Here is an 11,403-nt window from a genome sequence, read left to right as displayed (position 1 = left end):
TTAGCCCTCTGTCCTGATCTGCGTGCTGCGCGGCAGGGCCGCGATCTTGTCACCGCAGGTAAAGAAGAAATCGCACCCCAGAGGAAAGAGCGTCGCATTGCCCTGAAGCGCTGAGATGTCCGGCAGAGACAGTCGTGTGGTGGTCTTGATCCCCGGGCCGCTCAGAACGGCGCCGCTTTGTTCAAGCTGGTCGCATTCCACAATCAGGGTCGCAGACCGATCCGGGTATTCCGGCGTTCCGATGCGATAGGTGTTGAGCGGACCCAGCGCGCGCCACGTTCCAACGGCGAAATCTGCCTGGTCCGCAGACACAATCGGCGCACCTGTGTGGAAGGTCAGCCATTTGCGCACCGCATCAGTGTCAGTATCACCTGCCAGATGAACCTTTGTTTCAGGATCGCACAGCGTCAGCAACAGCGTGCCAGCCGCCAGGGACAGGGGCGCAGGTGGCTCAATACCCGTCAGGGCGCGGATTTCACCCGGACGCGCCATGACAGTCATGGCCGCGCGGAACGCATGGGCGGCCTGGACAGGTACGTTTTCAAAGCCGCCGGAAAACTGTGTTTGTGCCGCCATCAGTCTTCCCCCCGAACCAGCGTGAAAAACTCGACCTTTGTGGCGGCTGCCTTGGCGGCACGCGCGGTTTTGACCGCCTGCATCTGCTGGTGCAAAGGGTCGAGCAGTTGTGCCTGCAAATCACCCGCAGCCGACGTCTGCATCATGGCATCAACCAATGCCGCAGCTTCTGCCTTGGGCTTCGACCTGCCCTGAACATATCCGTGACCGACCGTGCCATCCTGCAGCACGACCGAGCAGCGCGTGACGGTCATTTCGCCCAGGTTGAACGGTGCTCCGGTGCCACCTGTGCGTCCACGCACCATGACGCCGCCCACTTCGGGACTGCGCAGCCATTCAAAACTCGGGCGGTTCTGAATGCCGTCCCATAGCGACATCAGAGCGTCATCCGGCGCACGGGCCAGCAGGCCCATCCAATCCTTCCGCGCCTCGGTCGTGATATTTGTGTTTTCTGTCATCAAAGCCTCTTGGCCGGGTTGTCTACATGAACTATACAACTAGACAAATACTAACCTTTTGGCTTCCGAGGAGCAATCTGCAACTGTGTGAAGATTTGATGACATGAACAAAACACCGATCTGGAAAAGCATAGCCCTGCGCCTGACTTCGGACATCGCCGAGGAGCGCTATCAAACCGGAGATCGCTTGCCGACCGAGGCACAATTGGCTGCCACGTATGGCGTCAATCGCCACACGGTGCGGCGCGCACTGGCCGACATGTCAGAACAAGGTCTGGTCCACGCCAGGCGTGGCGCAGGCGTGTTTGTGGCGGCGCGACCAACGGATTACCCGATCGGCAAAAGGGTGCGATATCACAAGAACATCTCAGCCAGCGGCAAAATACCGGGTAAGAAAATTCTGACCCTCACCACACGCGCGGCAGATGAAGCCGAAGCGGACGCCCTGGGTTTGGACAAGGGTGATCCTGTGCATGTCTATGATGGCCTTTCGTTGGCGGACGGGCAGCCTGTGGCCGTGTTTCAAAGCGTTTTTCCAGCAGCGCGTTTTCCCGATCTGGTGCAGACATTGACCGAAACGCAGTCTGTCACAAAAGCTCTGCAGGCTTGCGGCATCGCAGATTACACGCGCATCTCGACCCGTTTGACCGCACGCGGTGCAACGGCAACACAGGCCTTACAGCTTCAACTGTCTGAAGGGGCTCCGGTTTTGTTCTCGGTCGGCGTAAACGCGGACCCCGATGGCCAACCGGTAGAATATGGCAGAACCGTTTTCGCGGGAGAGCGTGTCACGCTGACACTGAACGATGAATAGACCCGCAAGGTCTCCCGCTCGTCCTCGACCTCCTTACGGAGATCTCATCCCGTTGGGCGCGGGAGCTCTGGCCAGACGATTGCGAAACCTATTCGTATTTCTCCAGGAACGCCTCAGCGCGCATGTTTCGAAAATCGGGCAAAGCTGTCCTCAGACGCGCGTTGTCCCAGTCCCACCAGGACAGTTGCTCCATCCGGTCCGCCACATCCTCAGGGAACCTGCGACGTATAGGTTGGGCGGTTACGCCAGCAACGATCGTATAAGGTGGCACGTCTTTGGTGACAATCGCCCCAGATGCAATGACTGCTCCGTTGCCAATCGTGACTTCCGGCTTGATGATCGCGGCGTGTCCGATCCAGGTATCGTGCCCGATCCGGGCCGTCCGACCGGCGCGACGCGCGAACCAGTCCGCATCATCCTTTGCGTCGTCCCAGTAATCCGCCGAACGGTAGTGGAAATGATGCAGAGATGCTTTTTCCAGCGGGTGATCCGTGGCCCCTATCCGCGTGAAGCTTGCAATATTCGCAAATTTGCCGATCTCTGCATTTGCGATATCACACGTCCTGTCACAATAGGAGTAATCCCCCCAGTTCGAGTTCGCGATCCGACTGCCTGCGCCAATTTCCACATATGCGCCAAAGCTGCTGTTTGTGACTTGGCAGTCGGGATGGATGAACGGTTGATCCGCACTAAGCCTGGCCATTTTCTTGACTTCCTTAACTCAGTTCAGGGCAGCAGGAACCGCTTGCGATTGGGATCGCGCGGTTTACGCTTTTTGCCCGTTTCACCTTGAATGAGACGTTTGCGCAGCCACCCCGAGAACCAATCCATCAGCATCACCATCAGGATGATCAGCACGATGTAATAGGCGACCTCTTCCCAATCTTTCTGCGTGATAATCGCCTGTGTCAGCAAAAGACCAATACCACCGCCTGTGATCGCACCAATCACCGTCGCACTGCGGGTGTTGGATTCAAGGAAGTACAACAATTGGCTGAGCAGGACAGGCGTGACCTGAGGGATAACCCCAAACCGATACCGTTGGGGGGCGTTTGCGCCCGTGGACTGCACGCCTTCGATCTGCTTCTGATCCACATTCTCCAACGCTTCCGAGAAAATTTTGCCGAAGGTCCCCGTATCCGTAACAAGAATGGCCAGTGCGCCCGTCAACGGTCCGGGACCAAAGGCGCGGGCGAGGACTACGGTCCAGATCAACGCATCCACGCCGCGAACGAAGTCAAACACACGGCGCGTTGCAAAGCGGACGGATTTCATCGGGTTGAAATTGCGTGTCGCAAGGAAGGCCAGCGGCAGGGCGACCATGGCCGCGCCCAGCGTGCCCAGAAACGCCATCAGGATCGTTTCAAAGATGGCCCAAGCCACGTCCTGATGCCGCCACATCTTGTTGGTCCAGAAATCATTGAAGATCGCACCCGCTTCGCCCGACGCTGCGCGCCCGGCCAGTTCCGGGAACGACTTTCCATAGTAAGGACTGTCGAGCGTGAACCAGAACAGCTCCCACCCTGTGAAATAGCGGAACACCTCCGACCGGTTGCGCGTGACTGTCAAACGACCCGCGTCAGTGGTCACAGCCAGCCGGTTCTTGGATACGTTGATCCAGTCCGGGACTTCTCTGCTGGGAAATTCCGCCTGCACACCGGCTGCCCGCGAAGGCGTCGCGCGGATGGTGCCATAGCCGGGAATGTCATATTCCACCGTCTCAGGACCAAAGCGCACAACGTGACCATCTTCGAGATCAATCACCGTTGTCTCGCCCAATGCCACCCAATCCGGGGCCTGACCTTCGGGATATGCGCCTTTGCGCTCGCCCTCGATCGCGGCAGAGACTTCGCCGGTGCGGTTGTCACGCTCGATATGGGTTTTGTAACTGTAGCTGTCAGACACCAGCGTCTTGCCGTTTTCCCAATTCGCGCGCGATGCAATTCCCGGCACGTCAAAGGCGAAGAAGACGTAGACCAGATAAGCCAGCACCAGAGCGGGCAACCCGAAATTCATCAGCCTCTTGCGGCTGAACAGGCGGTCCGCTTCAGCCTTGAGCTCATCGACAGACAGATTGGTTGCGAAGGTGCTCATGCCGAGGCTCCTTTTTCCGACCCATGAGTCAGACGGTCGCGCAGGACACCAGACAGCTGGTCTACGACGACGATTGTTACGAAAAGCAAAAGGAAAATGGCCGCAGCCTCATCATAACGCCCCTGCCCCCAGGACATGGCGTTGCGCAGCTCATAGCCCAGACCACCGGCACCCACGAACCCAAGGATGGCCGAGGCGCGGATATTGATTTCAAACCGCAACAGCGCATAGCTGACATAGTTCGGTCCGACTTGCGGGATCACACCCAGATACATGCGCTGGGACCAGTTGGCGCCGACGGACTGCAACCCCTCGACCGGATTCAGCGAAGCGTTTTCGTTGACCTCGGAAAACAGCTTGCCCAGCGCGCCCGCGGTGTGGATGGCAATCGCAATCATTGCAGGAACCGGGCCACCACCCAGAACAAAGATCAGAACCAACGCGATGACGATCTCGGGGATTGCCCGGAAGACATCCGAGATACGGCGGAACAGTGGGATCAGCGACGGCCAGTAGGCCATGCCGCGCGTCGACATCAGCGACAGGAACGTTCCCAATATTGCACCAACCAAAGTGGCCGCTGCGGCAATATTCAGGGTTTCAACAAGCGCCGGGAAGAACTCAACAAGGTTCGCCGGCATTTCGGCGATCTTTTCCCACGCCTCGGACAGAACCTCGGTCGGATAGTCAAAAATCCGTCGCCAGCCGTCGATGAAGCTGCCCGCATTGCGGCCGTCGGCTGTGCGGAATCCTGCGGCCATCATGGCCACGAACAAGATCAGAAGGATACCACCATAGACCCTCTTGCGTCGCGCCATCGCGGTGTATTCGTCGCGGATCTGATCGACGGTCGGGGACCCAGCAGTCAGGTCTGTCATGGAATGCTCCTGAGTGGAAAAACGGGGGCCGGATTTCCACCGAACCCCGAACATTGGATATGCAGGCTTAGTTGGACTTCAGCTTGCGTGCTTCGATGATGATTTCGTAGGCATCATGCGTGATCGGCTCGAACGCTTTCGCCTCACCTGCGGCAACGCCGTAGAAGCAGTCACGATCTTTCTCGTGCAGGCCAGCCATCAGGGCTGTCATCTTTTCTTTGACATCCGCAGGCAGCGCGGTGCGCAGAACAACCGGACCTTCCGGGATCGGCTTGGATTTCCAGATTTCAACCATGTCGTTCATGTCGACCAGACCGGCATCAACGGCACGACGCAGCGCGCCCGAGTTGTATCCGTCTTCCCAGTTGCCCAGACCGTCAGCCCATGTGACACCACCGTCAACATCACCATTGTTGACTGCGACGATGGTCTGTTCGTGACCGCCGGTGAACTTCACTTCACCAAAGTAGTCACCCGAATCCATGGTGGCACCAGTAGCCTGCGGGATTTCGATGGACGGGATCAGGTAGCCCGAGGTCGAATTCGGATCGCCAAAGCCAAAGGTCTTGCCTTTCATGTCATCCAGCGAGGTGATGCCGCTGTCCTTGCGGGCAAACCCGATCGAGTAATAACCGTAGCCGCCATCAACGTTCACCTTAACCAGAACCGGCTCAACCGCTTCAGGATCGCTCAGATAGGTTTTGGCGTAACCCGACGCGCCCAACCATGCCATGTCGATGGTGCCGCCCAGCAGACCCTGGATCACACCGTTATAGTCGGCAGGCGCAAACAGTTTGGTCTCAACACCCAGCGCCTCTTCGGTGTATTCACGCAGGCATTCGTTATTGTTCAGACGGTCCTGAGCGTTCTCACCGCCCAGAATCCCGATGCGAAATTCGCTGATGTCCTGAGCCATGGCCGGGGCGGCAAGCGCAGTGGTAGCCGCAATGGCAGCAATCAGTTTATTCATCTGTCTCTCTCCAGTTTGATTGCCCCGGCCTTTCATCGGGCCGGGCGATGAAAGGGGGTTGGTGGCTCAGATGGTCGCTTCCGCTTCCATCAGGGCCTTCTGGGTGGCGTCCAGAGTTTCGATCTCGGTCGATGTCGCCTCTTCCGAGAAGCTGGCGTCGGCACCGTAAATTTCTCGTGCAACACCGGTTGTCAGCTGCTCGGGCAAGCCGTCAAAGACGATGCGCCCGTCGCGCATACCAACCACGCGGTCGCAATAGCGACGCGCGGTATCCAGCGTGTGCAGGTTGGCGATAACGGTACGGCCATCTTCTTCGTAAATGCGTCGCAGCGCCTGCATCACAACCTGAGCGTTCATCGGGTCCAGCGAAGCGATGGGCTCGTCTGCCAGAATGATCTTTGGGTCCTGCATCAGGGCGCGTGCGATGGCGACACGTTGTTGTTGGCCGCCCGACAGGGCCTCGGCGCGCTTCGGCGCGTGCTCGGCAATACCCAGACGGTCCAAGATGTCGATTGCGCGATGGATTTCATCCATCGGAAACAGGTTGAACATAGTGGCCAGTGTCGACTGGCGGTTCAGCGTTCCGTGCAAAACGTTCGACACCACATCCATGCGCGGCACCAAGTTGAACTGCTGAAAGATCATGGCGCAATCAGCCTGCCAAGCGCGCTTGTCGCGGCCCTTCACTTGCGTCACATCGCGGCCTTCGAACAGGATTTCACCGTCGCTGGCATCCGTCAGTCGGTTGATCATCCGCAGCAGCGTCGACTTGCCTGCACCAGATCGTCCGATGATCCCTATCATGCAGGGCTTGTCTACATCCAGCGTCGCGGCATTCACCGCGACGTTGTCACCGAAGCGTTTGGTCAGTTTCTTGATATGCAGCACAGGCCACCCCCAATTCGTATTGGCGGTCAGCTACAGATACCGTTCAAAGAATATGTGTCATCGTCGTGAAAGTTTTGTAACGCACCCCGGTGTGCTGGGGCTATCCAACCCGTTGCCCCGCAGGTATACGCATCGGCGACTCTTTAGCTGATACGAGGCCACCATGAGCTTTGACCGCACCATCAAGATCGCACCGTCGATCCTGTCCGCTGATTTCGCCAATTTCGGGCAAGAAATTCAGGCCATCGAGGCACAAGGCGCGGATTGGGTCCACGTGGATGTCATGGATGGCCATTTCGTTCCGAACCTGACCTTTGGCCCGCCTGCCGTCAAAGCCTTTCGCCCGCATGTGAAAACTGTGATGGACGTGCACCTGATGATCACACCAGTTGACCCTTACATCCAAGCCTACGCGGATGCCGGGGCTGACATTCTGACCGCGCATGTCGAAGCCGGACCGCATACACATCGCACGCTGCAGGCAACTCGCGCCGCTGGAATGAAAGCCGGTGTTGCACTGAACCCAGGAACTCCGGCTGAAACGGTCGAGCACTTGCTGGACCTCACTGATCTGGTCTGCGTGATGACCGTAAACCCGGGCTTTGGGGGGCAGAAATTCATCGACATGACCAGCAAGGTCCGCAAGCTGCGTCAGATGATCGGCGACCGCCCGGTGCATATCGAAATCGACGGTGGTGTTGATCCAACGACCGCCCCGCTGGTCGCGGCAGCAGGCGCAGATGTTCTGGTCGCCGGATCAGCCGTGTTCAAAGGTGGCTCAGTGACGAAACCAGAAGTGTACGGCGAAAACATTCAGGCCGTGCGGGCGGCGGCCGAGTCGGCCCTGTCGTAATTCTGAGATCTGGGGCTGAGCCAAACACGCCGTTCAGCCCCAACAAAAGCAACAGAGCCCTTGATGTCCGAGGGCTCTGTCATGCGGATCAATCGGCGCCAAACGCACCGATATGAGATACCCCATTCGCTCCTGTGACCTGGAAGGTTCCACCTACTTCTTCGGCGTTTGGCCCATAAAACACACCATATGCTTCGCCGTTAGTGCCAGGCCCTGCAACCGTCGCCGTGAACCCGGAATTCGAGATGCTGCCCGAGCCGCTAAAGTCCAGCTCAGGCGCAGCCCGGTCTGGCACGCCGACCACCAAGCTGGTGGCATCTGTATTCGTGCTTGAAATCGTGGCGCTGGAAAAATCGGTGGTCACATTTATGTTCGAACTGGTTTGATATTGATTGCCGTCACTCAGGCGGGCAACACCCGTGCTGGCGCCCTGGTACGACGCGTTGCGCCCCGTTGGCATGTCAGCCGTCGGCGTAACCGATCCGTAAGAGCCCGCAGCCGCAGTTCCCCTTGCTTGGTTGCGCCCCTCGATCCACGACCCGAAGGTTTGATACTCGAACCGCGTGCGTGACGGGTCAAGCAACACAGCGCCTCTATCCAGATCCGGGGAATTGAATACTGCCGTAACTGTCCCCTGTTGCACGTTGTCACCAGTACGGCTGTCCAAATTCACATTCGACCCGGTAGCAGAACCGGTAAATGCGATGATGTCGCCCCCGCTTGTAGACACGGTTACGCTGGAATTTGAAGGAATCGATTGGCTTTGGACAGCCACGGCACGCGTAGTTTGATTCGTCGTAAAAGTCTGAACAACCGCACGACCGTTCAATGTCGCGGTACCGTCCTGCGGCAGGTTTATTTTTTGGCGCAGGTGTCGTCGAAACTGGCCCCTGCACACCCGACCCGCCCGAAGATGAGTCATCATCATCCAGATCAAAATCCAACCCGGCGATACCGCCGCAGGCGCTCAAAAATACAATCGGAAATATTGCTGCAAACCTGCAACTAATCTTGGTATTCATAACTGCTCCGTAGTCAACGTTTTGGCGAAACAGTAGTAATTCATCCATACGGCGCAAGTCGTGTTATCAATTCAATCTAAAGGCATTTTTCAGTGTTGCCTCAAATGCGACAGTTTCAATCTGAATGGCAAGACCGACACTGTCTTGGGGGCCGAACAACCCGCAACGCGCTGTTTCTTGGATCATGCCAAGTTTCGATCTTCAACCGCTGTGGGACCATGCGATGAAAACCTTCCGCGTCACCAGGGCTCTGATGGTTTCAGCCTGTATAGTCGTCCTGACAGGCACGATGACCACGCATCAGGCAGCTGCTGAATCGGCCCAAACCGTTTCGCAGACCGCAGATCAATTTGAAATCGAAGCTGTCTTTCTGAGTGGCCTGGCTGACATGCAGAATGGCCGTCCCGAGGCCGCCATCGAAAAATTTTCGACAATTCTGGCTGCAAACCCAAACTTGACCCGGGTGCGGTTGGAACTGGCACGCGCATACTTCATGGCCCGACAGTGAAACCGCGCGCGAAACGAATTCTTTACTGTCCTGTCCGGCGATCTGCCCGACTCGGTGCGCATACGTGTTTTGGCTTTCATCCGAGAAATTGATGCGCGCCGGGGCTTTGACTGGGACCTCAGCCTCAGGTTCACAACTGTCGGCAATCCCAGAAAATACGAAACGGATCAGATCACGCTGAATTTCGCCGGTCTCAACCTGCCTTTCACTTTGAATCGGGATACATCGTCCGAGATCGGGGTTCGCGCCACTGGCGCAGCAAACTTTCGACAACCCGTGAACCTTGGGTTTTCCGATCTGCAAACTGTCGCCTATGCGTCCTTCAACTTCGACGTGACCGAGGCCCGAACCTCACGCTACGATGACTACATCTTCGTGGGTCGGTTTGGCCTGCGCACCTTGTCGGAAAACACCACAAGCTCGTTCGGACCTGCAATAGGAACCCGGCTGATTGGCGGACGAACCTATGAGAACCGCATCTCGCTGGAGGCTGCCTTTGAACGGCGTAACCTGTTAGGGGGCTCCATATTTGGAGCTTTGACCGGGTCAAAGCTGCACAGCCCTCGTTCCAGCACGCTTGACGGGCATTCCTTTGAAGGAGAGTTTGGTGTGCGACGCTCTGTCGGTGGCCGCGGCCTGGTCGGTGTCAGCGCGTTCTATCAAGACAAATCCGTTGAAGACGCGCTAGAGAACTACACGCGCAAAAGGCTGACCGTGTTCGGCCAATTTGACGCCCGCGGCGGGTTTACCTTCCAGCCCTCTGTCTATCTGGAAAACAAGTCTTTCAAGACACCTAGCCCCCTGCTGACCGGGAACCCGAATGAAACGTCTTGGGGGTCGCGTTTGCGTATTGAGAAGAACGATCTGTTCATTGGAAACGGGTTTTCCCCCTTTGGTCTGATTGAATACATCCAAACCGATTCCGACATCCCGGCTTATAAGTTTACCGAGACAAACTTTGAGCTTGGGCTCGAAAGACGTTTCTGACTGAGAAAGCTCAGGTGTTTAGCGTCAACAGTCGTTCTCACCTCCTTCGTCGGGTATTCTCAGCCTGAACGGTATTCAAAAACCCTAGTTTGAACCTTTGCCTCAGCCACGCTGTTTGAGGAGAAAATCCGCCCCTTCATCATCGCGAACAGCACAAACGCCTTCCCGCGCCGTTTCCTATGGTTCGGTTTTTACATTCTTGCTGAGGCTGAATGCGCGTCCCTAACCCTCATCGACCCCAAAAGGCGGGAATCACCCCGCCTTGACGTTCTTGTTGAGAACTCGCGGGCATCGGCGGTGTTGGTAAGGGGGTTTTGTTGACTTAAGATTTAGAACGTTATGAGGTTCCCAAACGATCAATCACTCAACCGAACAAGACAGCTATGCTTCAAGAATTTTCCACCGCCTTTAGCTTGCAAAGATTAATTGAGAATGCGCGCGCCAATCACAGGAATATTTACGATAAATGGTGCGAAGTCGGCACAAAGCTGTGCCTATACAAGAAATGACAACTTTGGACACGCATGTGAACATCTGGATGCGAATTTTGATCTGATATTAAGAGATCTGGAGCGTGAGCAAGCGCTAGCAATAGAGCGATATGGAACTAAGTTCGATGGAGGGGTTCTTTTTCTTCAAATTAGCCTTTCGAAAATGTGGCGATTTTCAGTTTACGAAGTCATTCGAGAGACATGTGAAGTTCCCTGTGCTTCACGAACGCACAACTCCACTTATTGCAATCAAGCTAACTGTTTTCGCTGCAACTCATTGAAGCCAGTTCGAGATAGGTTGAATGCTTTCAGAATACCCTTGGCCAGACTCTAACCTGAGCGCACCCGAAATCAGAAAAATGTTCATGCTGAGATTGTCATCGACGATGAAACTGGGTCCATAGGTTGGCGAACGTATTCTGGACGCACACAAGCACAAGAAATTTCTAGCCGACTAGTATTGTCTGACTTCACCCTCGACACACTACTGTGACAATAACCCTGAACAACTTAAGCGGCACGTTTTGTTCAACAAAAAAAGGCCGCCCCTTGTGGGGCGGCCTTCTTTGTCTCACCGATGTGCCGGGCTGAAGCCCGGCCTATCGATTATTCTACGATCTTCGACACAACGCCGGCGCCAACGGTGCGGCCGCCTTCGCGGATGGCGAAACGCAGGCCGTTTTCCATCGCGATCGGTGCGATCAGCTCAACCTCGAACGACACGTTGTCGCCAGGCATAACCATCTCGGTGCCAGCTGCCAGGGTCACGGTGCCGGTCACGTCAGTTGTACGGAAGTAGAACTGCGGACGGTAGTTCGCGAAGAACGGCGTGTGACGACCGCCTTCTTCCTTGGTCAGGATATA

General features: G+C 56.4%; 13 protein-coding genes. 4 read left to right on the top strand and 9 right to left on the bottom strand.

Features of this window, described 5'->3' with window-relative positions; translation table 11 throughout:
- Both phnH and phnG read right to left on the bottom strand, forming a co-directional pair.
- Complete coding sequence (phnH, locus tag AC2FJZ_RS00065; protein ID WP_496775630.1) at window positions 1-576, bottom strand: phosphonate C-P lyase system protein PhnH; 576 nt, start codon at window positions 574-576, stop codon at window positions 1-3.
- The gene (gene phnG / locus AC2FJZ_RS00060) at window positions 576-1,034 is read right to left on the bottom strand and encodes a phosphonate C-P lyase system protein PhnG (protein WP_496775629.1); all 459 of its coding nucleotides are present in this window, start codon (window positions 1,032-1,034) and stop codon (window positions 576-578) included. Before phnG ends, phnH begins: the two co-directional genes overlap by 1 nt.
- A gap of 103 nt (window positions 1,035-1,137) precedes the next feature.
- Between phnG and phnF the strand changes: the two genes are divergently transcribed.
- Entirely contained in the window at window positions 1,138-1,848 is a 711-nt protein-coding gene (phnF, locus tag AC2FJZ_RS00055; protein WP_496775628.1) for a phosphonate metabolism transcriptional regulator PhnF, read from the top strand.
- 88 nt (window positions 1,849-1,936) lie between these two features.
- Here phnF and AC2FJZ_RS00050 read toward each other — a convergent pair whose 3' ends face one another.
- The 5 genes from AC2FJZ_RS00050 to phnC all read right to left on the bottom strand — a co-directional run bounded on the left by AC2FJZ_RS00050 (window position 1,937) and on the right by phnC (window position 6,678).
- A complete protein-coding gene (locus AC2FJZ_RS00050; RefSeq protein ID WP_496775627.1) occupies window positions 1,937-2,551 on the bottom strand; it encodes an LbetaH domain-containing protein in 615 nt (204 codons plus the stop codon).
- 23 nt (window positions 2,552-2,574) lie between these two features.
- Entirely contained in the window at window positions 2,575-3,942 is a 1,368-nt protein-coding gene (gene phnE / locus AC2FJZ_RS00045; protein WP_496775626.1) for a phosphonate ABC transporter, permease protein PhnE, read from the bottom strand.
- Window positions 3,939-4,820, bottom strand: a complete 882-nt coding sequence (gene phnE / locus AC2FJZ_RS00040) for a phosphonate ABC transporter, permease protein PhnE (RefSeq protein ID WP_496775625.1) — start codon at window positions 4,818-4,820, stop codon at window positions 3,939-3,941. Before phnE (AC2FJZ_RS00040) ends, phnE (AC2FJZ_RS00045) begins: the two co-directional genes overlap by 4 nt.
- Before the next feature lie 67 nt (window positions 4,821-4,887).
- Window positions 4,888-5,790, bottom strand: coding sequence for a phosphonate ABC transporter substrate-binding protein (phnD, locus tag AC2FJZ_RS00035; protein WP_496775624.1), 903 nt, complete (start codon window positions 5,788-5,790; stop codon window positions 4,888-4,890).
- 66 nt (window positions 5,791-5,856) lie between these two features.
- Complete coding sequence (phnC, locus tag AC2FJZ_RS00030; protein ID WP_496775623.1) at window positions 5,857-6,678, bottom strand: phosphonate ABC transporter ATP-binding protein; 822 nt, start codon at window positions 6,676-6,678, stop codon at window positions 5,857-5,859.
- A 163-nt stretch (window positions 6,679-6,841) separates the two neighbouring features.
- On the opposite strand from phnC, the gene rpe reads away from it, so the two are divergent.
- Window positions 6,842-7,531, top strand: coding sequence for a ribulose-phosphate 3-epimerase (gene rpe / locus AC2FJZ_RS00025; protein WP_496775622.1), 690 nt, complete (start codon window positions 6,842-6,844; stop codon window positions 7,529-7,531).
- An 88-nt stretch (window positions 7,532-7,619) separates the two neighbouring features.
- Here the strand turns inward: rpe and AC2FJZ_RS00020 are convergent, their stop codons facing one another.
- On the bottom strand, window positions 7,620-8,261 hold the full coding sequence (locus AC2FJZ_RS00020; protein WP_496775621.1) for a transferrin-binding protein-like solute binding protein: 642 nt from the start codon (window positions 8,259-8,261) through the stop codon (window positions 7,620-7,622).
- Between the two features lie 416 nt (window positions 8,262-8,677).
- Here AC2FJZ_RS00020 and AC2FJZ_RS00015 point away from each other — a divergent pair, with 416 nt between their 5' ends.
- Window positions 8,678-9,061, top strand: coding sequence for a tetratricopeptide repeat protein (locus tag AC2FJZ_RS00015; protein ID WP_496775620.1), 384 nt, complete (start codon window positions 8,678-8,680; stop codon window positions 9,059-9,061).
- Window positions 9,062-9,130: 69 nt separating this feature from the next.
- Window positions 9,131-10,048 (top strand): hypothetical protein, encoded by a 918-nt coding sequence (locus tag AC2FJZ_RS00010; RefSeq protein WP_496775619.1) that lies wholly within the window; start codon window positions 9,131-9,133, stop codon window positions 10,046-10,048.
- Window positions 10,049-11,145: 1,097 nt separating this feature from the next.
- On the opposite strand, the gene AC2FJZ_RS00005 is transcribed toward AC2FJZ_RS00010, so the two are convergent.
- The coding region (locus tag AC2FJZ_RS00005; RefSeq protein ID WP_496775618.1) for an EF-Tu C-terminal domain-related protein at window positions 11,146-11,403 on the bottom strand (258 nt) is incomplete at its 5' end.

It is taken from the genome of Ruegeria sp. CDSA079, assembly GCF_059612245.1.
Note: the sequence above shows the minus strand (reverse complement) of the source record. Positions and strands in the feature narration are given on the sequence as shown.

Bases quoted from the DNA above. Each gene is read 5' to 3' on its own strand.
- phnH (WP_496775630.1), bottom strand. From the start codon at position 576: ATGGCGGCACAAACACAGTTTTCCGGCGGCTTTGAAAACGTACCTGTC.
- phnG (WP_496775629.1), bottom strand. From the start codon at position 1,034: ATGACAGAAAACACAAATATCACGACCGAGGCGCGGAAGGATTGGATG.
- phnF (WP_496775628.1), top strand. From the start codon at position 1,138: ATGAACAAAACACCGATCTGGAAAAGCATAGCCCTGCGCCTGACTTCG.
- AC2FJZ_RS00050 (WP_496775627.1), bottom strand. From the start codon at position 2,551: ATGGCCAGGCTTAGTGCGGATCAACCGTTCATCCATCCCGACTGCCAA.
- phnE (WP_496775626.1), bottom strand. From the start codon at position 3,942: ATGAGCACCTTCGCAACCAATCTGTCTGTCGATGAGCTCAAGGCTGAA.
- phnE (WP_496775625.1), bottom strand. From the start codon at position 4,820: ATGACAGACCTGACTGCTGGGTCCCCGACCGTCGATCAGATCCGCGAC.
- phnD (WP_496775624.1), bottom strand. From the start codon at position 5,790: ATGAATAAACTGATTGCTGCCATTGCGGCTACCACTGCGCTTGCCGCC.
- rpe (WP_496775622.1), top strand. From the start codon at position 6,842: ATGAGCTTTGACCGCACCATCAAGATCGCACCGTCGATCCTGTCCGCT.
- AC2FJZ_RS00015 (WP_496775620.1), top strand. From the start codon at position 8,678: ATGGCAAGACCGACACTGTCTTGGGGGCCGAACAACCCGCAACGCGCT.